The 25,132-nt window shown below is 35.9% G+C and carries 29 protein-coding genes and 1 tRNA gene; 19 read left to right on the forward strand and 11 right to left on the reverse strand.

Annotation, left to right across the window (positions count from 1 at the left end):
- Together JGH11_RS11105 and JGH11_RS11110 are read left to right on the forward strand one after the other, a co-directional pair.
- Positions 1 to 269, forward strand: a 269-nt coding sequence (locus JGH11_RS11105; protein ID WP_201111695.1) for a helix-turn-helix domain-containing protein, incomplete at its 5' end; no start/stop codon positions are given.
- Between the two features lie 10 nt (positions 270 to 279).
- Positions 280 to 570, forward strand: a complete 291-nt coding sequence (locus JGH11_RS11110) for a helix-turn-helix domain-containing protein (protein ID WP_201111697.1) — start codon at positions 280 to 282, stop codon at positions 568 to 570.
- 72 nt (positions 571 to 642) lie between these two features.
- On the opposite strand, the gene JGH11_RS11115 is transcribed toward JGH11_RS11110, so the two are convergent.
- Both JGH11_RS11115 and JGH11_RS11120 read right to left on the reverse strand, forming a co-directional pair.
- The gene (locus JGH11_RS11115; protein WP_201111699.1) at positions 643 to 1,683 is read right to left on the reverse strand and encodes a YafY family protein; all 1,041 of its coding nucleotides are present in this window, start codon (positions 1,681 to 1,683) and stop codon (positions 643 to 645) included.
- 21 nt (positions 1,684 to 1,704) lie between these two features.
- Positions 1,705 to 2,010 carry a hypothetical protein gene (locus JGH11_RS11120; protein ID WP_201111701.1) on the reverse strand — a complete coding sequence of 102 codons (306 nt, stop codon included), beginning with the start codon at positions 2,008 to 2,010 and terminating at the stop codon, positions 1,705 to 1,707.
- 554 nt (positions 2,011 to 2,564) lie between these two features.
- Here JGH11_RS11120 and JGH11_RS11125 point away from each other — a divergent pair.
- From JGH11_RS11125 to JGH11_RS11145, 5 genes are all read left to right on the forward strand, one after another.
- Positions 2,565 to 2,686 (forward strand) — tRNA-OTHER (locus JGH11_RS11125).
- A 97-nt stretch (positions 2,687 to 2,783) separates the two neighbouring features.
- Complete coding sequence (locus tag JGH11_RS11130) at positions 2,784 to 5,021, forward strand: hypothetical protein (RefSeq protein ID WP_201111702.1); 2,238 nt, start codon at positions 2,784 to 2,786, stop codon at positions 5,019 to 5,021.
- A gap of 240 nt (positions 5,022 to 5,261) precedes the next feature.
- Positions 5,262 to 6,284, forward strand: a complete 1,023-nt coding sequence (locus JGH11_RS11135; protein ID WP_201111703.1) for an SPFH domain-containing protein — start codon at positions 5,262 to 5,264, stop codon at positions 6,282 to 6,284.
- Complete coding sequence (locus JGH11_RS11140) at positions 6,281 to 7,201, forward strand: hypothetical protein (RefSeq protein ID WP_201111704.1); 921 nt, start codon at positions 6,281 to 6,283, stop codon at positions 7,199 to 7,201. The genes JGH11_RS11135 and JGH11_RS11140 overlap by 4 nt, the downstream gene beginning before the upstream one ends.
- A gap of 27 nt (positions 7,202 to 7,228) precedes the next feature.
- Entirely contained in the window at positions 7,229 to 9,733 is a 2,505-nt protein-coding gene (locus JGH11_RS11145; RefSeq protein ID WP_201111705.1) for a class I SAM-dependent methyltransferase, read from the forward strand.
- Between the two features lie 7 nt (positions 9,734 to 9,740).
- Here JGH11_RS11145 and JGH11_RS11150 read toward each other — a convergent pair whose 3' ends face one another.
- From JGH11_RS11150 to JGH11_RS11170, 5 genes are all read right to left on the reverse strand, one after another.
- The gene (locus JGH11_RS11150; protein WP_201111706.1) at positions 9,741 to 10,265 is read right to left on the reverse strand and encodes an O-acetyl-ADP-ribose deacetylase; all 525 of its coding nucleotides are present in this window, start codon (positions 10,263 to 10,265) and stop codon (positions 9,741 to 9,743) included.
- Positions 10,266 to 10,373: 108 nt separating this feature from the next.
- Entirely contained in the window at positions 10,374 to 10,574 is a 201-nt protein-coding gene (locus JGH11_RS11155; protein WP_201111707.1) for a hypothetical protein, read from the reverse strand.
- Complete coding sequence (locus JGH11_RS11160; protein WP_201111708.1) at positions 10,571 to 11,539, reverse strand: ADP-ribosylglycohydrolase family protein; 969 nt, start codon at positions 11,537 to 11,539, stop codon at positions 10,571 to 10,573. Before JGH11_RS11160 ends, JGH11_RS11155 begins: the two co-directional genes overlap by 4 nt.
- Positions 11,532 to 12,035 (reverse strand): NADAR family protein, encoded by a 504-nt coding sequence (locus JGH11_RS11165; RefSeq protein WP_201111710.1) that lies wholly within the window; start codon positions 12,033 to 12,035, stop codon positions 11,532 to 11,534. The genes JGH11_RS11160 and JGH11_RS11165 overlap by 8 nt, the downstream gene beginning before the upstream one ends.
- A 70-nt stretch (positions 12,036 to 12,105) precedes the next feature.
- On the reverse strand, positions 12,106 to 12,807 hold the full coding sequence (locus JGH11_RS11170) for an NUDIX domain-containing protein (RefSeq protein WP_201111712.1): 702 nt from the start codon (positions 12,805 to 12,807) through the stop codon (positions 12,106 to 12,108).
- A gap of 218 nt (positions 12,808 to 13,025) precedes the next feature.
- Here JGH11_RS11170 and JGH11_RS11175 point away from each other — a divergent pair, with 218 nt between their 5' ends.
- The 3 genes from JGH11_RS11175 to JGH11_RS11185 are packed head-to-tail and all read left to right on the forward strand — an operon-like array spanning position 13,026 to position 15,779.
- The gene (locus tag JGH11_RS11175) at positions 13,026 to 13,862 is read left to right on the forward strand and encodes an energy transducer TonB (RefSeq protein ID WP_201111714.1); all 837 of its coding nucleotides are present in this window, start codon (positions 13,026 to 13,028) and stop codon (positions 13,860 to 13,862) included.
- Positions 13,859 to 14,752 (forward strand): carboxypeptidase-like regulatory domain-containing protein, encoded by an 894-nt coding sequence (locus JGH11_RS11180; protein WP_201111716.1) that lies wholly within the window; start codon positions 13,859 to 13,861, stop codon positions 14,750 to 14,752. The genes JGH11_RS11175 and JGH11_RS11180 overlap by 4 nt, the downstream gene beginning before the upstream one ends.
- Positions 14,745 to 15,779 carry a radical SAM/SPASM domain-containing protein gene (locus JGH11_RS11185; protein WP_201111718.1) on the forward strand — a complete coding sequence of 345 codons (1,035 nt, stop codon included), beginning with the start codon at positions 14,745 to 14,747 and terminating at the stop codon, positions 15,777 to 15,779. Before JGH11_RS11180 ends, JGH11_RS11185 begins: the two co-directional genes overlap by 8 nt.
- A gap of 156 nt (positions 15,780 to 15,935) precedes the next feature.
- Here the strand turns inward: JGH11_RS11185 and JGH11_RS20550 are convergent, their stop codons facing one another.
- The 4 genes from JGH11_RS20550 to JGH11_RS20465 all read right to left on the reverse strand — a co-directional run bounded on the left by JGH11_RS20550 (position 15,936) and on the right by JGH11_RS20465 (position 19,283).
- A complete protein-coding gene (locus tag JGH11_RS20550; RefSeq protein WP_370567591.1) occupies positions 15,936 to 16,049 on the reverse strand; it encodes a hypothetical protein in 114 nt (37 codons plus the stop codon).
- A 573-nt stretch (positions 16,050 to 16,622) separates the two neighbouring features.
- The gene (locus JGH11_RS11195; protein ID WP_201111721.1) at positions 16,623 to 17,873 is read right to left on the reverse strand and encodes a site-specific integrase; all 1,251 of its coding nucleotides are present in this window, start codon (positions 17,871 to 17,873) and stop codon (positions 16,623 to 16,625) included.
- A gap of 320 nt (positions 17,874 to 18,193) precedes the next feature.
- On the reverse strand, positions 18,194 to 18,811 hold the full coding sequence (locus JGH11_RS11200) for a hypothetical protein (protein ID WP_201111724.1): 618 nt from the start codon (positions 18,809 to 18,811) through the stop codon (positions 18,194 to 18,196).
- Between the two features lie 340 nt (positions 18,812 to 19,151).
- A complete protein-coding gene (locus JGH11_RS20465; protein WP_255561749.1) occupies positions 19,152 to 19,283 on the reverse strand; it encodes a hypothetical protein in 132 nt (43 codons plus the stop codon).
- Between the two features lie 121 nt (positions 19,284 to 19,404).
- Here JGH11_RS20465 and JGH11_RS11205 point away from each other — a divergent pair, with 121 nt between their 5' ends.
- From JGH11_RS11205 to JGH11_RS11240, 9 genes are all read left to right on the forward strand, one after another.
- Positions 19,405 to 19,779, forward strand: a complete 375-nt coding sequence (locus tag JGH11_RS11205) for a site-specific integrase (protein WP_370567590.1) — start codon at positions 19,405 to 19,407, stop codon at positions 19,777 to 19,779.
- Positions 19,754 to 20,263 carry an ORF6N domain-containing protein gene (locus JGH11_RS11210; RefSeq protein WP_201111726.1) on the forward strand — a complete coding sequence of 170 codons (510 nt, stop codon included), beginning with the start codon at positions 19,754 to 19,756 and terminating at the stop codon, positions 20,261 to 20,263. The genes JGH11_RS11205 and JGH11_RS11210 overlap by 26 nt, the downstream gene beginning before the upstream one ends.
- Before the next feature lie 255 nt (positions 20,264 to 20,518).
- Complete coding sequence (locus tag JGH11_RS20210; protein WP_236263962.1) at positions 20,519 to 20,737, forward strand: hypothetical protein; 219 nt, start codon at positions 20,519 to 20,521, stop codon at positions 20,735 to 20,737.
- Positions 20,691 to 20,966: a DUF3795 domain-containing protein gene (locus JGH11_RS20215; protein WP_236263963.1), complete on the forward strand. Its 276-nt coding sequence runs from the start codon at positions 20,691 to 20,693 to the stop codon at positions 20,964 to 20,966. Before JGH11_RS20210 ends, JGH11_RS20215 begins: the two co-directional genes overlap by 47 nt.
- Before the next feature lie 75 nt (positions 20,967 to 21,041).
- Positions 21,042 to 21,587, forward strand: coding sequence for a TetR/AcrR family transcriptional regulator (locus tag JGH11_RS11220; RefSeq protein WP_201111728.1), 546 nt, complete (start codon positions 21,042 to 21,044; stop codon positions 21,585 to 21,587).
- Between the two features lie 75 nt (positions 21,588 to 21,662).
- On the forward strand, positions 21,663 to 22,637 hold the full coding sequence (locus JGH11_RS11225; RefSeq protein WP_201111730.1) for a beta-ketoacyl-ACP synthase III: 975 nt from the start codon (positions 21,663 to 21,665) through the stop codon (positions 22,635 to 22,637).
- Positions 22,638 to 22,700: 63 nt separating this feature from the next.
- Positions 22,701 to 23,537: a helix-turn-helix domain-containing protein gene (locus JGH11_RS11230; protein WP_201111732.1), complete on the forward strand. Its 837-nt coding sequence runs from the start codon at positions 22,701 to 22,703 to the stop codon at positions 23,535 to 23,537.
- 44 nt (positions 23,538 to 23,581) lie between these two features.
- Positions 23,582 to 24,541, forward strand: a complete 960-nt coding sequence (locus tag JGH11_RS11235; RefSeq protein WP_201111734.1) for a ketopantoate reductase family protein — start codon at positions 23,582 to 23,584, stop codon at positions 24,539 to 24,541.
- Positions 24,542 to 24,634: 93 nt separating this feature from the next.
- Positions 24,635 to 24,868, forward strand: coding sequence for a hypothetical protein (locus JGH11_RS11240; RefSeq protein ID WP_201111736.1), 234 nt, complete (start codon positions 24,635 to 24,637; stop codon positions 24,866 to 24,868).
- The last annotated feature ends 264 nt before the right edge of the window (positions 24,869 to 25,132 follow it).

Genomic DNA, 25,132 nt, shown 5'->3' on the forward strand with positions numbered 1-25,132 from the left:
TTGAAAAAGAGCTTTTTAATAAAATGCTGGAACGCATGGCTAAGCTTGACAAGTTTGTTAATATTCTATACAATAAGAATAGTCGACGTAATGCATCCAAATGGTTGGACACAAAGGAGGTCTGCTCGATTCTATGTATTACTCCCAAAACATTACAAACTTATAGAGAAACGGGAAAACTGGGATTTTTCCAAATTGAAGGGAAATTTCTTTATTTGAAAAGTGATATCCAAGATCTTTTGGATAACAATGAAATAACTAACTTATAAATCTTCAGACATGAAAAAGATAACAGAATCAGATCCGAGAGTCTCTTATTTCTTTAACTCCATTGAACGTGTAACCCTTCTGATTGAAGACCTATTAGACAGGCAAAAGCCGTTATTGAATGGCGAACATTATATTACAGACGAAGAACTGTCAAAGCTCTTAAAGGTTCATCGGCGTACATTAAATGATTATCGTAAAAAAGGGATATTACCTTATATCTATTTTGGAGGGAAGATCCTTTATAAGGAATCTACAATACAAAATATTTTGAAGGAACTTTATTTGCCTAAGTGGAGATAGAACTGAATTCGGACAAGGGATATGTAAATTATTCCATGCCCAGACTGTGTTTAAGGAGAATTTCCCGATATTTTAGCAAGGATCAATCTTAATTTGTCCTTCGCTATTTTCATAGTTCTTTGTGGCTACTCTGAACTTCCAAGTCATAAAATCGACCAGCGATTGAGGTGAAAGTATCTTTAGCGTATCGGCATATCCGAAAAACTCGCGTTGTAGTTCCTGATTGATTACAACATGTATCTCAAAAACTTTAGAGCCATCTTCATACTCTTCTATTGTTTTCTGACTTTTATGAAAAGGCTTAGTCTGTACATAAGGAGCATTTTCTTTATTTACCAAGAAACGAACAGTTTCGGCTTTCATTCCGATGTTCTTTGTTACACCAACCAAATCATCAAAAAAAGTTTGAGGATCGAAAAGATCATTTTTAATAAATTTTTCCTTCTCGGCTATTTCAATATTATGTATACGGTCTAATGCCAGATTGATAAGGTTGCCTTTACGACGACCAAATACAAACCAACGATTACGGTATTCTTTTAATAGATAAGGATAAAATAGAAAAGTATTCGCAGAACGAGCCTTGAATGAACGATATTTAATATTTAATACTTGCTTGTTAACAATTGCATTATAAATCGTATCCAGATAATTCAAACCTTTTAAACTTTCATTTTTTTCGAAGTCGATAACGGGAATGGTTTTTTGCTTGGCAGAAGTAACATGGTCTTCCAAGCGGCTAACAATATCCTGCATTTCAGAAAAATAAGAAAACCCTTTAAACTGGCGAAGTATCTCTACCGCTTCCGACATGGTTTTCAGATCTTGCTCTGACAGAGGAGTGTTTGTGATACTATAATCTTCATCTTCATATTTATAATACTTACTATCATAAACAACAATAGGAGCATTATAACCTAACTTCTCACTACGCATCATCTGTATATCCATCTGTACAGTGCGTTTACTGATACCTTTATCAATTCCTTCATATTCATAAAGGGCATCGGAACAGGCGTCTATCAAATCTTCCAAAGTCCAACGGCGATACTTATTTCTGAGACAAGTATCTATTGTTTTATAACGGATGAGAGCGTTGCGATTTACTGGCATGACCTAAATATTATCTTTTAATTAGTCTAATTGGTATTGTATTTTAAAATCTTCTATCATTCTTTGATAATCATCAATTTCAAAATTTAAAGATTGAAAATCCGAGAACCAATCAATATCATATCTTATTTCATCATCAAACCATTTAGTTTGTTTATCAACACCTATTCTCTTCCATTGGATAAAATAGCCATAATTCTCAATTTCTGCTACAATCAATGTACATGAAAAATCGTAATCATCTGGACACATCAATATCGGGCATATTGTAACTTCTCCTTTATTTGGTAAAATTGTTTTCCAAACTATTTCCGCTTCTTTATTCATCAATCCATAGAGTAATGTTGGAATTAATCCTTTGTATAAATTATCCGGATATAACTCATCTAATTTTTCATCAAACCAAATATTGTCAATATAATAGTTCGGAAATAACCAATCATCTCTGTAGTCACTCTTATCTATTTTTGCTTTTATGGAGTTCGTTTATATTACAATTTTTTCAAAAATAATAAAAATATATTTCATTACGCAAAAAGACTGCGTATTCGCTATTTTACTTTGGATCATCAAACTAAGAAAGCGATATTTGAAACAATAAAAAAGAGACAGGTCAAGTAAAGGTTACTACAAATTCTTTTAGGTAGACTACTTGTACAATTACCTGTTTCTTACATGAGGCAGTAGCTCAGTTGGTAGAGCAAGGCAATCCGCGAAATTACCTTCTGCACACAGGTCAATTAAGGCATACTCCAATAGATGGCGAAGTGGTTCGAATCCACACGCTTTAAAATTACCTGTAAAAAGGTCAATCCGGGTTTACTTCATGGATTTCTAATCCCTGGGTCGCCGGTTCGAATCCGGCCTGCTTCACTTAATCGGGGGTAGTAGCTCAACTGGATAGAGCACATTACTGTGAAACTTTAAAATTATCTCCATAAGGTCAATTAAGGTTTACTCCTTTGGGATAATGAGGCTGTTGGTTCGAGTCCAACCTACTCCACCTAGATAATGGTCAAAAGAGGCTTACTTCAAATCTACACTGTCACTGTAATCAGTCTCTTAATTACCGTATTTATTAATTCAAAATACTAATTGTAATGAAAACTAATTTACTGAAAGTTTCGGTCAGACAAAATGCTATTTTTATTCCAAAAGATAAGATAGTGGCATCGAAAACAGAGTTAACACAAACAACATTGGCTTTAACTGCCAATCTGAGAAAACTTGGATACACCGTATCGGAAGATCTGTTACGTGCTTTAAACTCTATGGTTCCAAACGATGCAATAACTATCTTCGATACAATGAAAGAAGTATTGGGAGTGAATCTAAATTGGGCTCCTTTAGTGAAAGGTTGGGATACTCCTACGGGAGAAACAAGGTTCGATCATATTATAACCCTGTTTGCCAATATCTTTAAAAGTGATAAGGGATTACGTTTGCAGTGTGGTCACCTGATTCCGGAAAATACATTTCCGATGGAAAGATACAACGGTTGTCCGTTCTGTGGTACTCCGTTCCAATTGGCTAAAATCGAGAACTTCGGACAAGGTAATAAATTGAAAGTTCTGGAACTTTGGACAGAGGATGATCTTAAAAAGTATTTCAAAGACTTGCTGGAGTCGCGTACAGCTCTGGACGCAACTCAGGTGGATAGTCTGAAAGCATTGGTGGGGGAACTTCCTTTACCTGATGTAGAGATTACAATGAAAGAAACCCAAGTTGTAGTACTGGACGCTCTTGCAGAAAAAGGAGAATACGAGAAAGGGCAACAGTTTATCTCTTCTCCTGCCAATATATTGCGTTATCTGTGGTATAAGAAAACAGGTTTTCTACAAATTGTAGAACCTAAAACGATTATAAAAAGGACAGGTCTGAATAATACACATATTACGCCTGTTCTGGATAAGTCCAAGAAAGCGAAAGTAGATGCTAAGATCGACCTGAAACTAAAGTATAATCGAGCACAATGCAAGATGGTTGCTACATGGCTCAATAATCTGAATATGGATGTCGAAAAGACCTGTGAAATAATGCACCCGAAACGTGGAATGTGGGTCCGCTTTATCAGGGCATTGCGTTTGGCTGAATATGCGAAAAAACCGGGATTCGAATATCTGAAAAAATTGATGGATGTATTCTATAATCAGGCTTACACAGTATATCAGGGTGAGGTAGAGCGATCTCGTATAAAAGTGGATGCGGAAAAAACATTCGATCTATTGAAGCAAAGACCGGGACTGTTTGCGCGTTCTCTGTTTGCAAATATGCTTTGGTTCGGGGATGATGAAACGTTGTCAGCTTTTGAGGAAGTGATGGATAAAGTTCCTATGCGATTGTTATTTACGCTGAATATGTATGCCGGAAACTACTTCGATCCAAATGCTGTGCGCATGGTAAAACCTTTAGGTGGAACCTCAAAGAGAATCGGAGCCAATAAATTAGTCGGTATATATACGGATGATCAACTGAAAGCAATGATTTCTAAGGTTGAAGATTTGTGTGTAAAGGCAGTATCAAACCGCTTCAAACAGATCCCCACTGAGAGTAAAACGATGTATATTGATCCGATGCTGTTTAATATTCCTCTAGCGATAGGAGATAGAAGCGAGACTATACAAGATATCTCTTGTGCATTAATGGGAACACGTTTTTCGGTAGAAGGCAATGCTGTCAGATTGTTTATGCAATGGGGAAAAGATCTCCCTGCGCAGCATCTGGATATGGACCTGAGTTGTCATATAGCTTTGCCTCATGCTACAGAAGTATGCTCATATTATAATCTGACAGCTCCGGGAGCTAAGCATAGCGGGGATATAAGAAGTATCCCTAATAAAGTAGGTACAGCCGAATATATAGAGCTGGACATAAATGAACTAACCCGTATAGGAGCTCAATATGTCGTCTTTACTTGTAACGCTTACAGCAATGGAGCTATCTCTCCTAATTTGATTGTAGGATGGATGAACTCGGCTTATCCGATGAAGATATCCGAAAAGACAGGTGTAGCTTACGACCCTTCCTGTGTACAACATCAGGTAAGAGTATCGAAAGGCTTGTCAAAAGGTTTGGTTTTTGGAGTACTTGAGGTCGCTTCTCGCGAAATCATCTGGTTAGAAATGCCTTTTGGTGGACAAATAGTAGCCAATATGAATGCTAGCAACGTGGAAGCATTGATAGCTAAGTTGAAAAGTAAAACGACCATAGGCAACTTGCTTGAAATAAAAGCTCAAGCTCAGAATATTGATATAATAGATGCCGAGAATGCCGATGAAGCCTATACAATGCAATGGGCTATGAATACTGCGGCTGTAACAAAACTGTTAATTGATTAAACTTTAAAGTAGAGACTATTCTACCCTTTGGATAGTCTCTATTTTATATCAAAATATTCAATAAATTATTGATGTAAAACATTATATGCAATTTATTATTTAGAATTATTATAGATTAACCAAATTAACGTATTTTTTTACGATAATATATTTGGCGATATGAGTATTTGCTGTAATTTTGTTTACGTAAATAATACGTTAATATATTATATATACTAATAACATCTAAATATTACAGCTATGTTTGGAATCAATCACATCAAATTTGACTCAATGACCCATGTATTTTATTATAAAGGTGGGGCATTAAAGAAAGAAGGGCGCGGATTATCATTCTTCTATTTTACTCCAAATAGTTCAATAGTAGCTATTCCTATGGGTAGTAATGATTTGCCATTCATTTTCCAGGAATCAACAAATGACTATCAAAAAGTTACGATACAGGGACAGATAAGTTATAAAATAAGTAACCCAAAAATTTTAGCTGATATACTGGATTTCACAGTAACTGATGCAGGAACATATAAAAAGAACGATATTGAAAAACTGAATCAGCGGATAATTAATGAGGCTCAGACCTCAACATCTTCTTTTATACATAATATCGGTTTGAAAGAAGCGATCCGTTCAGCAAAAGAGATAGAACACCGTATTTTGGAGGGGCTAAAATACTCTGATGCCATTAATATGCTTGGCATAGAAATACTTGGAGCAAATGTTTTGGCTGTCCAAGCTACCCCTGAAATGGCAAAGGCATTAGAAACGGAGACTCGTGAACGTTTACAACAAGAAGCAGATCAGGCTATATATGAAAGACGAAACTTTGCAGTAGAGCAGGAACGAAAAATAAAAGAGTCTGAACTTAATACTGAAATAGCAGTGGAGGAGAAGCAAAAGCAAATTGACGAAAAGCGTATGGAATCGGAGGTACAACGCATGGAAAACAATCGTAAACTGCGCGAAATGAACATCGAAGCCGATATTGTAGTTGAGAATCAACGCAAAATATTCATAGAGCAGAAAACAGAAAACGACAAGAAAGAAGCAGAAGTACAAGGATTCCAGATTGAAGCAATGCTGAAACCTTATAAAGAAATGGATTGGAGGTCGTTGACTGCTCTGGCTGGAAACTCGGATGCACGTAATAATATTGCTCTTGCATTCCGCGAGCTGGCACAAAATGCAGAAAAAATAGGAACTTTGAATATCAGTCCAGATTTGCTTGAATCTATACTTAACAATAAAAGACCAGAAAGAAAATGAGCATAGAATATGCAATCATAGTAAAAAATAAAACAAGGCTTGAGGCTTTGATTGAACGCTTTAATACAAAGTCTCAAGCTAAGTTTTATATAGAAAGGCTCAGAGGGGATTTCCATGACTACGAAATAGAAGACGAGATTTTCCATGACTCGCTGAATTCCTTGCAATCTCAATTATCAAAAGTGATAAAACATAAGATTGTAGATCGCACCTATCTTCCATCTTATATATTCTCTGATAAAAACGTAATTGTCACCATCGGTCAGGATGGCTTAGTCGCCAATACTGCAAAGTATTCACAGTCAAGGCCAATTGTAGCCGTTAATCCTGACAAGGGACGTTACGATGGTATTCTTCTGCCTTTCGATACTACGAATTTTATAGGTGGAGTTGAAAGTGTCTTATCTAATAATTATCAATCGAGGAAAGTCAATTTTGCCGAAGCTCGTTTAAATGACGGGCAACGGCTATTAGCTTTCAACGATCTTTTTATAGGGGCATCATCCCATATATCAGCCAGATATAAATTATCTTTCAATGAGAGTACAGAGGAACAGTCGTCCAGCGGGATAATTGTATCCACTCAGGCCGGCTCTACCGGGTGGTTGAGTTCTGTATTCAATATGGCTTATGGAGTTGCGGGTTTATTTGAAAAAAACATTACCCCAAAACATCCTAAATTAAAAGATGACCAACTACTGTTCGCTGTTCGTGAACCTTTTAAGAGTATCCGTACACAAACTGATATTGCGATAGGAATGATAAACAATAAAAATAGCCTTCGCATAGAATCTCTGATGCCCACAGGGGGAATTATATTCAGTGATGGCATAGAATCCGACTTTTTACAGTTTAATAGTGGAACCATTGCAACTATAGGAATAGCCAACGAAACAGCTAATTTGGTCAGGATTTAACATAAATTCTGTACATTCGCATAAATAATGACTAGAAAGCGAATGAGTACCAATTACACAGACCAAGACCGGGGAGATAAGAAAAGTTATCAGCAATATCTGGAAGCAATGGATGCTATATCCGTAGAGAAAGTAGCTTCAGCCAGTGTGTTTTTTGAACCAAAGAAAGGGAATACTATTGTTGATGTTGGTATGGCATCGGGGACAAGCACAGCTATCCTTGCTAAACTTTTTCCACAGATGCAGATAGTGGGTGTAGATATAAATCCCAAAATGGTACAAATAGCACAAGACACTTACAACTACCAAAACTTATCTTTCAGAGAGGATGATGGCGAAAAATTGAACACATTCGCAAATAATTCTATTAATGGATTTTTCAATTGTTCAGCTATACATCATATAACTTCGTATAATGGTTATGATACCAACAGGGCATTAAATACCTTACGCAGACAGGTTGAATTGTTAAAAGATAAAGGGGTATTGATTATCCGTGACTTCGTGAAACCTGAGGAGAAAGAGATAATTATTGAATTATCATCTATCAATAAATACACCCAACCCAGTGATGCCGAATTATTTATCCAGTTTGCACAGACAGCACGATCACTGGCATCAGCAAATGAAAGAGGGTTTCCAATACAGGAAATAAATGGCATAAAAAAAGATACCAGACGGTTCCAAGCATTTTATACCGATGTAGTCGAATTCATTCGTCGCAAAGACTATTATACCAACTGGGACATTGAATTACAAGAAGAATACGGATACTTCACACAGAAAGAGCTCGAAGAAATATTTCGCGAATTAGGGCTGCGTATTATTCTCTCTTCGCCTATTTACAACCAATGGATTATAAATAACAGGTACAAAAATCAATTTGCCATATATGATTTATCCGGGAAGGAGATCGGTTTCCCTCCTACCAATTACCTGATTGCCGGAGAGAAAATGTCCGGAGGAAAACAAATACAACTTATAAGGCATCTCCCGGTTCAGAAAGATTCTTACCTGCATTTTTCTTCCTATATAAATCTTAGAACCCAAAATATATATGATGTAGTAGAGCGTCCGAATAATGTGCTGGATATTCTACCTTTTTATAAACATGAAAAAGGTTTTATTATACTGGCAAAACATGGATACCCCCGTCCTTTAGCCAATGTGAAAACAGATAGTTCAGTTCTGGATAATAAGCATTATAGTGGCTATATCCCCGAAGGTATAACTATTGGAGAAACTGAAGATCTAGAGAATGCTCTGGATAAACGTTTTGGAATAGAAAGGAAAAGCTATACGGATATTACCCAATCGCTCAATTATTATACTTCGCCCGGAGGCATCAATGAGAAAGTATCTTCAAAGCTTATAGAATTAACAAAGCCCATAACTATAAACAAATATTTGGCAGAAGGTTTTTCCGGCTTTAAAGAGTCAGGATATATTCACGAATATGATGCTGCTCAGTTACTCAATACAGCACAAACAGGAGCCTTGGTAGAAGCCCGGTTGGAATTGAATATTTACAATCTTTTCTTCAAACAAAATACTTCTCTTCCCAAATGGTTAGGGGAGAAGATGAAAATAAAATTCGACAGGTTTCTCAAACCTACTACTTTCACGGAACTATTATCCCTGTATGCACAAGATTATGAGAAGAATGAAAAGCATACTGGTTTCCTGATTACTCGCAGAGCTTATTTTTCCGAAATGGGAGTAGAAAACAGCAATGCAATTTTTGAATATGTATATCCTTCAACTGTCAGTTCTAATACGCTGGTTACATTACCTGTATTCAAAAAAGACGGTCAGATATATGTAGGTCTGGAGATTCAAAGCCTACCTGTTCCCCAGCTTCATTCAGGAAACAGCACAATTATAACAGCACCGGCTCAACGTTTACCGAAGAAAGTCTGTAACATACATGATCTGGAGGAATATATTGGCAATATGAAAATTGGAAAAGGGAACGTTGAATATTATTCAAAATTAGGGGAGAAATATTTTCCTAGCGTCGGCGTAACGACCGAGCAGGTATATCCTTATCTTGTTTGTCTCGACCGAGCTGATAGAAGCCTCAAATGGGTTAGCCTTACCGAATTGTACCAGCACATCAATAAGATTGAGGATGCTCATTTATTGATAAGTTTATGCAGGCTGATTCATGCGACAGATTTTCTCCCGCAGCAACATGTAAGAGACTTTAGTTTTGAGAACTTTACTAACTTTATAAATGATAATTTTATTTTCTCTGATAAAGCTTCTCTATCAAGAGATACACTTGTTGAAAAAGACTTAGGTATAACAGGAGATGATGGAGATGAGTTCCTACTGGCAATACAGGATGAATATGGGATAGACTTCTGTGATGAGACAGGCTCAATAAGAAAAGCTTTCGACCTGAAAGATAATGAATATCTGTTCCATAGTGAAGGCTTTAATATGTTTTGCTTTAATAAGGAGAATGTCATACCACTAACAGTGGGTCAGCTATACGATGTAGTAGTGAAATTTACAAACGATAAATAATTAGTTTTTATTGGCCTAATATAGATTCATATAACCGATAATTCTCATCATCAAAGCAAACAAATATAACTTCCTCTATATTGCTGTTTTCACTATTGACAAACTCCTTTATTGTATCAATAGCGATCTGTGCTGCTTTTGTTTTAGGAAAATGGTAAACTCCTGTACTGATATTAGGAAATACGATTGTTCTTACTTGTAAAAAGTCCGCTATTTCCAGCGACTTTCTATAACAGGATGCCAAAAGTTCTGGCTCTTTACTCCTCCCTCCATTCCAGATGGGACCTACTGTATGTATCACGTATTTGGCAGGTAACAATCCGGCAGAGGTATAAACAGCATCTCCGGTTTTACATTTTCCTTGTCGATTACGGATCGCTTTACATTCTTCCAATATCTGAGAGCCACCCTTCCGGTGAATAGCACCATCAACACCTCCGCCTCCAAGTAGGGACGAATTTGCTGCGTTAACAATAGCATCGACAGCCATTAGTGTTATATCTCCCTTTATGAGTTTTATTTTTGCTTTCATCTGTCTAAATATTTTAATATAAATTGGGTTGCCACATCATCAACTAACATGTCAAAATTATCACCTGTGAATACTTTTATAATTTCAATCTGTCCTATAATATTACTGTTATTTTGTTACAATGCCACAATAACCCGAGAATTCATCTTTTGTGTTCCATTTCTCAGCTATCTGCTCGGCATATTCCTGATTGAGTACAGGATAAAAAATAGGTTGCCATTCCAATCGTGGAGGAAAAGCTTTAAAATCTAAATCAATTATTAATTGTAGTTCTTTCAGACCTACTGGTCTGTATAATGTTGTATTCATTGTTTTAATTTCTTTTTCAACCTCTCACATAAATTGTAAATATCGTCTTTACGAGCTAGTTGATCGATCCATTTTTGCGGTATAGCATCAAATCCATAAAGTAGTCCTGCCAATCCTCCTGCAATAGCTGCTGTTGTATCTGTGTCGCTTCCCAGATTCACAGCCCGAAGAACAGTATCTTCAAAATTATTTTCTTTAAAAATACACCATAGCGCAGCCTCAAAGCTATGTACTACATAACCGGATGATTCAATTTTATCTTCTGTGTATTCATAAATCGGTTTGATTTCATAGTCGCCAATAGGATTCATCAAAATCCTGCAATATTTTTTTATTTCATTATCTGAGCAGATTGGGTTATTGTTTAAAAAGTCATTTACGGTATCTTTAGTTTGGAGGAAAGCTTCAAATCTATCAACACCTTTCAGTAATTGTAAAGCAAATTCTATATAGATGAAGCAGCCTAAAACAGATCTTATATGACGATGTGTAAGGGATGAAACATCACTGACATATCTGAATCTGTCTTTTATTTTCATCTCTTTTATATAGAATAACAGTGGCAGTATGCGCATCAGTGAACCATTCCCATTATCCGACTCATCTGATCCTCCTGCCATAACAGGATTTATGCCTTGCTCCAATCTGTATATTGCTTTTGATGTTGCAGTTCCGACATCGAACATCTCTCCATGTGGAGTCCAATAGCCGTATTCATACCAGTTTATAAATCTATTTGACAATTGCTTCAGACTGTAGCCCTCTACAAGTGTTTCTGCCAGACAGAATGTAAGCGAACTGTCATCAGACCATGTTCCTGCGGGTTGGTTATGTGTTCCATAAGCAAGCATATCCATTACAGGATTTGCTTTCAGGTATTTTCTATCTCTAAATTCCACAGGGACGCCTAAAGCATCACCTACTGCAATACCGAATAAAGCACTATGTATCAGTTTACTATTCATCTCTTTTTAATTTACCCCTCACTTCCATCAAGGCAAATCCAAGTAAATTAGATCCTTTCCAAAGGCGGGGATTTTCCGCATGATCATTATCCTGCGCCATTCCTATACCCCAGATATTATCTACAGGGCTGGCTTCCACCAACACTCTGTCTTTAGTATTCAGTAAAAATTCTTTCAAGCCTTCATGCTGAGAGAATTTGTGATAATTGCCTTCACAAACAATTTGAAAACAGTTTTCACCCCAAACTTTAGGGTCGAAGTTCTGGACTTTTCTACCCAACTTTTTCACCTCAGCAGGAGATCTAGCAGCTAATATTTTCTCTATCATAGCATCCTGGCCAAAGAGTTCAGCTTTCTTAGCCATCATCCAGTGTTCGGCAGTTGCGTATTTTACTCCATTCACAGTAAATGCACTATGCCACCACTGACTGAAGCACGACTTTGTTACTGATCCGTCTTTTGAAAGTGCATGTCCCCAAAAGAAGAGATATTTCACACTCTCTTTTTCTCAACCTTATTAAGCAGCCATTGTAAATTATATTTGTTATATTCCATATTTGTATGTATTATAGTTCAAAATAAAATCCTGTTTTTGTAAGCTCTTCATATCTATCTTTATCAAAACTGTATAGTTTAGGAGCTCTGTTACGGGCTCCTCGCTGCATTTCTCCCGTATCGATCAACAGACCATAGCTTAATATCTTTTTCCGAAAATTGCGGTCATCCAGATCTGTCTGTAATACCGTTTTATATAAATGGAACAAGTCAGGTAAAGTGAACTTTTCGGAAAGCAATTCAAAACCTATGGGTTGATATTTTATTTTCCCTTTTAGTCTTTCTTTTGCTGTCTCTAATATTTTTTTATGGTCAAAGGCCAGCTCAGGAATATCAGAGATTGAGAACCACTTAATATTTGTTGTATCCATTCCAGCCTGTGCATTATAATCCGAAAGTTTTACCAATGCATAATATCCTATGCTGATAACCCGGAAGCGGGGATCGCGCTTTACATCGGAGAATGTATAAAGCTGTTCCATATAAATATTATCAAGACAGGTCTCTTTCTTTAAAATACGTTCGGCGCATTCTTCAGCGGTTTCTTCTTCTCCGACGAAACCTCCCGGTAAAGCCCATCGTCCGATAAACGGTTCAATAGATCTTTCTATTAACAACACTTTTAATTCCCCTTCATCAAATCCGAATATAACACAGTCGGTAGTAACTGCCGGACGGGGATAGTCGTATATATATTTCTCTTGTAGTTCCATCTGTATTTTTATTTATGTATTATTTACGGAAACAAAGAAAAGAATATTTTCCGGAAAAACGAAATAGTAAACGTACTTTTTATGGATATCAAAGTACATCATTGAAAACGAAAACATTTATGATCTCTTTACTTATTCCATTATAAAACAAACATAAATAAAAACTATTATCTTTATGAAGTAGAATATCTTAATAGTTCTAATAGATAAAACATATTATGAAACTCACATTATACAAATCCCTCTTTCATGTGTTTTCTTTCTTATCCGATAAGACAAATGGGGTATCATTTTTTGTGAAGTATAAGTTGTTATTGGGAACACTTATTATAGGATTATCTGGAACATCTGCAAAAGCCCAGAAGAAAGAATTTTTGAGTGACACAGTTCTTTTTCGAAAACCTCTCTATTCAGAGATGGCATCCTGCTATAAAGTCTATATTTATTCAACTAAAGCACCTCAGACTTCCGACACTCTAAATATTAAAGAGGTGGTTGTTATAGGGTGTAGATCAATAGTTAAAGATAGATCGAGTATTGCATGTTACGCCGTTCAAGTCATTGAAGAACCTACAATAAAAGTGAAAGCTCCTATAAACATAGATTCTATAACGAACAAACCATTAAATATAAATATTGCAAATGAAATTATAGGTATCATGTGTTACGGCATTACTGTTAATCCATATAACAATGACGATATATATGCTCATAAGCCTAGAGAAAGAGAATTTTATTATCATCAGGTAACAACCAAACCAATATCACCTGTCGGTAACCTTGAAGATTTTGAAAAATGGGTTCAAAGTTATATTCGTTATACCGAGCAAATACGAAAAGATAAGATAGAAGGAGAAGTAAAACTCAGTTTTGTTATAGATAAAAAAGGGAAATTAATTAATAAAAAGATTGTAAAAGGTCTATCGAAAGAAGTGGATAAAGAAGTTCTTAATGCTGTCTCTAAATCGAAGAAATGGAAACCGGGACAGCTCTATGGAGATCCGGTAAAAACAGAAGTAACAATAACAGTAAAACTTAGTAGCAACATAGAATGAAACTAAAATCATACAATATACTCTTCCGCATATTGTCTTATCTATCGGATAGAACAAACGGAGCACCGATCTTTGTCAAGTACAAATTATTGCTGGGAACGTTGATTATTGGCATAGCCGGAACGACAGCTCATGCACAGAAAAAAGCGGAGGTCAGTTGTTATGATACGATTCCACTCTGTACGCCTAAAAACAAAGAACTTACGACTAAGAATACAATACTTTTAGGAAGCCAGAGTAATAAGAATGATAGTCTTATAGAAAAAAAGGGAAGGGTAAAAGACGAACATGGAGAATTTATTGCCGGAGTATCAATCGTTGTAAAAGGAACTAAAAATGGTGCCGTTTCTGATATAAACGGGGCTTTTAGTATTAAAGCCAAATCTACTGATAAGCTTATATTTTCTTTTGTTGGTATGGAAAGTAGAGAAATGTCTGTTTCAACTATGAGAGGTGGAGAGGTTATAATAACAATGAAAGATTCAGACATGATTCTTTGCTATGAAGTTGTTGTCGTCCGACATTATCCTGATGATATTTATAGGCGTACACCTAAGAAAGTTACTAAGCTACCATACACAGAGGTACAAACAGTCCCTGTGTCCCCTGTGGGCAACCTCGAATCGTTTCAGAAATGGGTACAGAATAATATCCAATACAGCGAACAGATGAAAAAGGATAAGCTCAAAGGAGAAGTTATCCTTAGTTTTGCTATTGACAAAAAAGGGAAATTAGTAGACAAAAAAGTGATAGGTAAGTTATCAAAAGAGGCAGATAAAGAGGCCCTGCGAGCTTTGTCGCTATCCGAAGCATGGAAACCGGGGATCAATTATGATGGCAAACCAATAAAAACGACTATGACTATTAGTATAAATTTTGGAAATGAATAATAAGGAGAGGCTACAACTATATAACATTGCCTTTGAGTTGACTGATAAATGTAACCTTGCTTGTCGCTACTGTTACAATATCTGGAAAATTCCAGGTGCAGAACATCAATCATTCAATTCATACGACAAAGCTATTAAAGCACTGAAACAAGTTTTCTCACAGGTAGATGTCCGCAATATCACTCTTACGGGAGGAGAACCTTTTGTGGCACAACGCATCAAGGAAATAGCTCTGTTCTGCCGGATGGAAGGTAAGACCGTCACAGTTATCAGCAATGGATTTAAAGGAACAGCAGATGATTATAAAGATATGATAGCCATGGGAATTACACTGTTTGAACTTCCTATACACTCTGCAGACGAAGCTATACACGATTACATTACACAAGTAAACGGCAGTTGGAAGAAATCTATCAATTCTATCCGGGCAGTACAAAGTCTGGGCGGTTATCCTGTGCCTGTAATTGTATTGACGAAATATAATGTGGAAGTTCTGGCCGAGACGCTGGATTTTATAGCAGACTTAGGACTAAGGCGAATTATGATGAACCGCTACAATATAGGTGGATGCGGTACTGCTGATCCTGCCTCAGTATCAGCAACACATAATCACTTAAAGAATGCTTTTACAATAGCGAGCATAAAGGCTGAAGAATTAGGTTTGGTTATTTCGTCCAATGTTTGTTCCCCGGATTGTTTGATCGATCCAAAGGAGTATTCAAATATCATATTTGGCCATTGTTCAGAAAATGTATTGCTAAAGCCTCTCACAATGGATATTAACGGGAATATTCGTCTATGCAATCATTCTCCTGTCGTAGCAGGAAATATTTACAAACAAGATTTAAAAGAAATCTTATATTCCCCTTATGCTAATTCATGGAATGAGATTATTCCGGAGTTTTGCAGCGAATGTAATAAATGGGATACTTGTCGTGGTGGCTGCCGTGCTGCTTCTGAGCAATGCGGACTAGGATTGAAACATGTAGACCCTATATTGACAAGCGAGGAATTAAGATGTTTTTGAGTGGTTATTTTTTAATAAAAACGAAATATCATGTATAAGACAAAAACGCTTCTTTTCTTACTTACCTTTTTGACTTCAGCGATATATGCCCAAGACTACAAAGGAGTTTTTGCTATTATTAATGATGTCGATGGTTATAGTAATGTCAGGAACTCTTCAAAAAAAATTATAGGAAGGATTATTGATTATGAAGTTTTTGCTATCGCTAGTTTTCTCGATAAGGCAGACAATGTATATGTACCTATCATTTATGGGTGGGGACTTCCGGATATATTCACCCGATTTGGCTGGGGAGAGAAAGCAAGTGACAAATTAAAAGAAAAAGAAGGCTTTATTCATCAGTCAAGAGTAAAATATCTTTATGATTTACCCAGATTAACAAAGACTCTTACAAAGGATCGTAAAATTGTGTTTTCAAATAATGATGCTACCTTCAATATTGTTATCGGAGCTTTTGATAAAATGCAACATAAAATAGGCAAAGATCAATTTGGTTGCGACGCAACTATAGACTCCTATCCTATACATGGTATTGATGGTGAAATAGAATATAAACTATACGATGGCAGCATCAGAAAAGCTACAGAAATTAAAAGTATTCATTGTGTAATTGATGGGGATTCATTTTCCTTCCAGAAAGAACATCTTTGTGGCTATTTAGAGCCTAACACCGATTCTATGTATATGGTAAAAGCAGCAACTAATGTTTATTATCTGGTAATGTTAAATAGTGATGGAGCAGGCGGTTATGAGATCGTTTGGACAATTAAAGATAAAAAGATAAAGTCTGCTATAACTTTTCGTGATTTTTAGAAGTATAGGAGTACCTGATATATAAAATAACTATCCTTTACCGGGTTTCCCTTTATTCGAATTATTGTACTTTATGTAACATTCCGTGAGATCCCGCAGCTTCGCTTTCACCTGATCCATTTCATTCAATATTTCCTGATCCCGCATTTTAGCATATATCCTGGTCGTTTTTGAGTCCGAATGGCCTAACATCTTTGAAATACTCTCGATCGGCACCCCCTTGTTTATCAGAAGTGTCCCGAATGTATGCCTGCCAACGTGCATTCTCAGCGACTTTCGGATACCGCATACCTTTTTCATACGCTCTAAACAATCATTCATGTGTTTATTTGTCTTGACAGGAAAAACATATTCCGTTTTATTCCTGTACTTCTCAATAAGAGCCAGGGGGATGGGCAGTAAAGGGACAAAACAAGGGTTGCCGGTCTTGACCCGGTCTATGAAAATAATATTATCCGTTATTGAGGAATATTTTAAATGTTTTAAATCTGTATAAGCCAGGCCAGTGAAAGAGCAGAATAAAAACATGTCCCGAACTTTATTTAAAACAGAATTCTGAAAGTCTTGTATGATGAGTTTCGCTAATTCTTTTTCTGTCAGTCCGGATTTCTCCGCTGCTTTTTCACTTAACTTCAAATAAACAAAAGGGTCACTGTCTATATATCTGTTCCTGTATGCATTAGTGGTTATTTGTTTCAGGCCGCGCATATGCCGTATCATCGTATTATGCTTACAACCTCCATCACTCAAAAGATAGACTCTGAAGCCCTCGACAAACTCAGTATTAATCTTCTTGATATTGATATCGGACGTCCGATATGCCGATTCTAAATAATCAATTAATTTCTCCCTGGTACAAAAGTAGCTGTCGGCTGAAGCTTCCTTCATTATATTACTTTTGGCTAACACCTGCTTTTGATCTACCAACTTATCAAATAGATCAATAAGGAAGTAATCTTTTTCCAGAGTATCTTTTCCTAAAAATATGTCTCTTAGTTTTGTTAGGCTGACGGCATCTTCCTTCATTGTCATCTTGTGGTACAGGTTACGTAAATCAATATGGATAGACGTCAATGAATTATTAATCTCCCGTGCTGATTTTGTACGTCCAATGGCTTTATGTGTTTGTGGGTCCCATTGTCCCGGATCTATGTTTATTCCGGATGCGAATGAAACAGATTGCCGGTCCAGCCTTACCTGTATATTGACAGGGCTTAAACCTTGAGAGTTCAACCGGGTTCTTTTTATGAAAAACTTCACTTCGAATCTAAAGTTTATCATAGGCTTATTATTGTAAATATTTTGTGTGCATTCTTTCTATATCGATTTAAGTTTATTCGTATAATATTTATAACATATTATGATAATCTACAAGGTGCAAAACAGTTCGTTAATTTTTTTAAGGTACATTCTTATACAAATTCTAAAAGCTTCGGTTATTTGTCTTAATTATCTGATATTCAATACTGATTTAAAAGTTTAGTTCAATATAGTTCCAGGCAAACTTGAACTATCCACTGTTGTTTTCATTTAGTGCATCTATAGGAAATAGTCTTCTATACGCATCATTTATAGTTTCAGTATTTCAGGTTCAGTGTATTTCATCCGTTGAAGACATTTGCCTCAAGGCACTTGGTAAAGGCTTCGACAAGTGTGACCTCCGAGTATGCCTTATGGCGCCGGGCTATGAACTGCAGATTGTCGCGGTAGTTACGGACCTTATGTAAGCGCAACTGTAACAGATACGCATCAATCGTTGCACTCTCGGGAAGTGCTTTGCGAATGGAAGCCTCATAATCATTCAACGATGCTTCGCGGTCACGCCGATGCGAGGTGTTACTTATCAGCCGTCCCTTATCGTCGCTTATCTTGTGGATAGCAAGGGTTTTACCCGTCTCATGACTGTAAATATGCAGGCTGCCTTCTTTTTCTTCCAGATAGACGAGTGTCTGATGACCACTGTAGGTTCCTGTGGGTACAGTGTAATAGTTTCCCCTGTAGTTTATCACGTTGTCCTTTCGCACATGGTGTGGCACCAGTTTTTCGCAAGGAACTGTAGGAACCCCTTTATATGGCATAAGATGTGGTTTTTCTGTCTTGAACTCCTCAGATGGAATACGCCGGATGCCGTGATGTTCCGTGCCGTTAGCCGTGCGCTCCAGCCAGCCAAGCACATCCCTGTTGAGTTGCTCGATGCCGGTAAACTCACGACCACGCAAGAAGTTGTACTTTACATATTTTACTACGTTCTCGATCTTCCCCTTGCTCTGGGGATCGGACTTGCGGCAAAATACCGGTTCGAAGCCGTGTTCCCGAACCAGAGCCCGGAAGCCACCGGAAGCAACAGATCACCCAGGTTTTCATTAACCAAAAGCACCCTGTCCTGATCATACACTATTTTGTGAGGAACCCCTCCGAAGAACGCAAAGGACAATTCATGGGCATACACCGAAAGGGCTGTAGTAAACGGGGTACGACTCAAATAGACAAACTTATACCGGCTGCGGCTCAGTGACATCGCAAAGAAATAAACTTTTAATGGTTGTCCCTGAGGCGTCTTCATCCATTGCTCACCGTCTGACGATGAAGACCTAAATAAAGACCTATCTGACTCTTATTTAGACCTTCTGAAAATAATTCGTTGACTTTGTTCCACATGAGATACTTCTTTAATTGGGAAGTCTCGCCCATAGCATTGTAATTAAGAGTTTGCACTACAAAATTACAATGCTATTTTCTTTGATAATCTTGTCGATTTTACTTTTCCGATTTTTGACGATTCAAAGTTACCGATTACAGTAACATTCCATTATTGAGGGTTCCACGAGAATTACTCGATAAATATAGTTTTGATAAAGGTTGCGGATTAAGAGGTCAAGTTTTGCCTGTTCCGACTAATCAAAAGATGAATGCATATCTTAAAGAAATTGCAACAATATGCGGGATAAATAAGCGATTATCAACACACGTTGCACGCCATACATTTGCTACCAGCGTCACGTTAGCCAACAAAGTAACTATGGAAAATGTAGCTAAGATGTTAGGACATTCATCCACACGGATGACACAACATTATGCTCGTGTATTGGACGAAAGTATTTTGGATGATATGATGAGTGTAGATAATAAATTGTTTGGTAATAACTCTAATACAGAAAATAATGGAATTGCAAGTAATACAAAATAGAATATATCATATCAGAGGCTTAAATGTAATGTTAGATTTTGACCTCGCTGAAATGTACGATGTACAAACAAAAAGACTTAAAGAACAAGTAAGAAGAAATATCGAAAGATTACCTCCTGACCTTATGTTTGAGCTAACCAAAAATGAATGGTTAGAACTAGTCGCAATTTGCGACCAGTTACCAAACAATCTAAAACACAGCACTGTTACTCCTTTTGCTTTTGCGCAGGAAGGAGTCGCAATGCTATCAGGAGTGCTACGTTCTCCTACTGCTATTCAAGTAAATATATCGATTATGCGAGCCTTTGTTGCTCTTCGGCAATATGCTTTAGGTTACTCTGAACTCAATCAGAAGTTAGAAACCTTTATGATAGAAACCAATATGCAGTTTAATGAAATTTATCAGGCATTAACTGAATTAGCTAGTCAGAAAGAAGAAGAAAATAAGCCTAGAAAAAGGATTGGATATGTCAAGGATGAATAGTTAAGACAACGTTCTTTCATTCATCTGAACACGAAGATATAAGCAAGAGAATAATTCAGCAAGGTCAAGCCTTTTGGGTTTACTCAAAGAATCTTCCTCTACGAGCGTATTCTTTGGTAAAACCTTGCTTTTATTATTCTCTTTTTAAATGGATGGTTTATCAGTTGAAAGAAAAAATAATATTCAATTTTATCACAATCCATATTTCCGAATAAGGATGTTTTTATATTTGTGCTTATATCAACTTGAAATATTATGAACAAAAATGAGTTGCTTGATAAATTTGGCTTTTGTGGCTTATTGTGTGAGAAATGCTTTGCATATGATAAAGAACAAATTAAAATTCATGCCGAACAACTGAAAAAGAATTTAGGCGAGTTTGATAATTATGCAAAAAGATTTGTAAGCTTATTAGAAGAGCCTCTATTTGAAAAATATCCTGATTTCAAAGAATTCATTATTTTCTTCTGGTAGTTGTCAAGGTTGTAGAATACAAAAATGTCACTTATTCAAAGATTGTAAAGTTCGAACCTGCTGTCAGCAAGAAGGAGTTGACTATTGCTTCGAATGCGGGAAGTTTCCTTTTGAAAATACTGGATTTGACGAAAATCTGAAAAAACGATGGTTAATTCTTAATAAAAAGATTAGAAAAATTGGTTTAGAAAACTACTATACTGAAGTTAAGGAGAAATCACGATATTGAGATAAATGATTATAATCTCAAAATTAAATCACAAATTATACTTACTACTAAGTAAATAGTTATATATTTGCAATTATGAACGATACTCGATCAGAAATAATACGCTTAGCAAACGAACTGATAAGGTCAGTTGGTTACAATGTATTCAGTTATGCTGATATATCTAAACAGCTTAACATCAAGAATGCAGCTATACATTATTATTTCCCCGCTAAATCCGATTTAGGTATTGCGGTTATCAAAGAGAATCAATCACTTTTCTTGGAAAAAACAGAACAATGGGTTAAACTTGGTTACAGACAGCAATACAAAAAGTATATTACGATGCATGACAGTTTTATAAAAACTCATTGGACTTGTATTGTTGGCTCACTAGCTCCTGCTTTCGACACACTTCCCGAAAATATGCAAAAAGAATTACAAAAGTTAGTCAATATGATACTTGATTGGCTTACCGATTTATTGTCAAAAGGAAAAGAAAGCAAAGTCTTTGATTTTAAAGAGACTCCAAGAACAAGAGCTAATATGACTCATTCTGCTTTATTATCATCCTTACAGATGAATAAGGTATTGAGAAATGATATCTATAAATCAATTCAAGAAGGTTTATTAATCATCTAAAAAAATTTATCTATAGCACTTACTTATCAGTAAGTATATTCAAGAAGAATATTAATTTCAAATCATATCAATATAATGAGTGCAACAATAACATCAATCGGAATTTATCATCCTGAAAAAGAAATTCGCAATTCATATTTTGAGAGTTATCTTGATACATCCGACCAGTGGATTAAAGAAAGAACAGGTATAGAAAGACGTTTTTATACTGCTCCAAATGAGTACACAAGTGATATGTGTGTTAAGGCAGCACAAAACTTGTCTAAAGAATATAATAAGGATTTGCATGATGTAGATTATATTATTGTTGCGACAAGTACACCCGATCAGCCTATGCCAAGTGTAGCGAGTCAGATACAGTCTCGTTTAAACATACCAAATGCGGGAACAATAGATATATCCTCAGCTTGTGCCGGGTTTGTCAATGGAATTATTCTGGCAAAAGGACTAATAGCAGCAGGTACGCATAAGAAAATCCTAGTTATCGGAGCAGATGCACTTTCTAAAGTAACTGACTTTATAGATAGAACGACTTGTATTCTATTTGGGGATGGTGCAGGAGCAATTATTGTTGAAAAATCAGACAACAATACTCTATTTAATACCATAACAGGAACAAATGGCGACTATGGAAAAGATTTATACTTAGCTTATCAAGATGCATCGATCAGCAATACTAAAGTTATCGCAAATAATAAACTTCATCAAAATGGAAGGGTTGTATATAAATGGGCTGTACAGACCTTAACCAATGGACTGCAAGAATTAGCGATGAAGAATAATACAAAGCTAGAGGATATAGACTATTTTATCCCCCATAGTGCAAACTACCGTTTACTCGAAGCCGTCTTTAACGAACTTAATATCCCAATGAATAAATGCTTAGATAGTGTTAGAATGTTTGGCAACACATCGGCAGCATCTATCCCTCTTGCATGGTATAATGCTATAAAAGAAGGAAAACTAAAATTGAATGATAAGGTTATGCTTGTCGGTTTTGGTGGCGGGTTTACCTATGCAGGAATTCTGATTGAGAATAATTGTGTTTAGCATATTGGATGAATGTCCGAATTTTACACCTAAACCTTAAAATATATCTTCTATTTTTGGAAAATGAATGAATTTCAAGCTATACAACCTTCCTTGTTGCTTGCTCCATATGTTAAGCAATACTGGTTTTTGAAAATGGAGAATGTGTCACAGTGTTCGCAACGCCTTGTTCCATTAGGTTGTGTGGCATTGAGTTTTTATCGAGGACATGAAACTTATTCATTACAGGAGGATAAACAACTCTTACCCCAATCACATATTTATGGAATAAAAACAAACTATACCGACATTCTTCTTTCTGGGAATATTGATTTTATATGCATTGTCTTTCAACCATTTAGTACAAATACATTTTTCAAGATGCCTATTAGTGATTTTAATAATAGCTGTATTTCCATTGATTCACTAAATGATACTGAACTGTATGAGCTAGAGCAAAGGCTTAATGATACAGTTGATAACATGGCTTGTGTCAAAATTATTGAGCAGTTTTTGCTTAATCGCATCTATATGCTTAATCAATATGAAAATAAGCGAATGAATGCTGTTGCTGATGCAATATACAGGGGAGAGAATGATATTCAACAGTTAGCGAATGTTGCATGTCTAGGGTACAAGCAATTCAAACGGATTTTCACAGAGAATATAGGAGCTAATCCAAAAGATTACTTGAAGATTATGCGTTTCCAAAAATTGCATCAACTTATGCAAAAACATACAGGGTTGACCGTTTCACAACTAGCCTATGATTGTGGATATTATGATAAATCGCACTTAATTAGAGAATTAAAACATTTTTCGGGATTTACACCAACTCAACTTATTGATGCCTGTGAACCTTCATGCTCCACATATTACTCTTTATTTCGTTCGGCATTCATTGATCTACCAACTATCTAAATAAAACTATCTATAATATTCATCCTCAAATAATAAGTACAAATATGAAAATTCTAATTTACGGAGCAGGGGTAATAGGCTGTACTTACGGTTGGCAATTAGCTAAAGCTGGAAATGATGTCAGTATTTTCGTTAGAAAAGGTAAAAAACAAACACTAGAGGAAAATGGAATAAATATTTATTGTACTGATTTAAGAGATAGAAAAAAGATTATTCAAGATATTACATTCCGACCGAAGGTTATAGATACCCTGACCGTTGATAATGACTTTGACTATATTATTGTTACAACAAACAATCTCAATTTAGATAATGTCCTGACTGACTTGAAAGAAACAGCAGGAAAAGCAGATATCCTTTTCTTTCAGAATGTGTGGATTAATGATGTTGAAAAGATAAAGACACACCTTTCACCAGAACAATACTTTTTCGGCTTTCCATTTATGGCAGGGGGAGGAAGGGATGAAAATGGAATCAATTCTATTATTTCAGGTTCAAAATATTCATATACGATGTTGGGAGAAGCAACAGGAGAGATCACACCCAGAGTAAAGAGAATAGCAAATATTTTGTCCGATGCTAATATGAAACCTTTTATCTCTAATCAGATTATAACTTGGCTCATACCTCACTATGCTTTTATTGTGGGGATCTCCGCAGGAATCATAACAAAGGGCAATATGAGCAATTTTCTAAAAGATTCAAAAACTGTAAAAAATTCAATATTGGCAATCAGAGATGGTTTCCATGTTTGTGAAGCAATGGGAATAGACCCCAAGAAAGAAAAAGTAAATAAACTATATTATTTGCCTTTATTTATCAGTTCTTTCATTGTCAAGAAAGTTTTCAGCGATGCAGCTATGCAAGCCATGATCGATGGATATTTAAAGAACTCAAGCTATGAAATAAAAGGAATGATAGAAAATATAATCCAATCAGCAAAAACATACAATATAGAAATACCATATCTGATAACCTTTAAAAATGAAATCAAACATTATTAACAATTAAGACCTTCTAAATATCCCATACTTAAGGAGCCACTACTAATAATCCAATTAATATATAATGATTTGAAATTAATTAAATGGATATATATGGATAAATTAGAAGATACAGAGTTTTTTAATCTACTAACTGTTGAAAACACTCAGGAAGTCACAAATCTTAGACTACAAAACGCTTATGATAATTTTCTGAAAGAAGTTATAATCTTAAGTCAGTCTGAAACAGATTTTTCCATGCTATTTCGGACATTGAATATGATTCGTATTGAATTTGTATTTCTACAATCACTTTTTCAATACGAGCAGGGGAAAAAATGTCCTTAAAAATCTATATTGCCAGAAAGCTATTCTGGTAGTTGACTCTGAAATTGAGCTTTTAAGAATAAAAGCTTTACAAATGCATCCTATTCTTAGTGGGAGTTCCCAACTCAAAGAATCCAAAGTATATTTTAACTCTGAGTCGAAAGGCTTAGGTCTTCCAAAATAAATCAAAGCTCTTAAAATCAGGCGATTTTCAGTTTTTTTATTCCCTTAAATTTGGTCAAAAAGTAAAAAATGCGGTTTAAAGCAGAACTATTTTTACTAATT

This window comes from Dysgonomonas sp. Marseille-P4677 (assembly GCF_016652235.1).
Classification (GTDB): Bacteria; Bacteroidota; Bacteroidia; order Bacteroidales; family Dysgonomonadaceae; genus Dysgonomonas.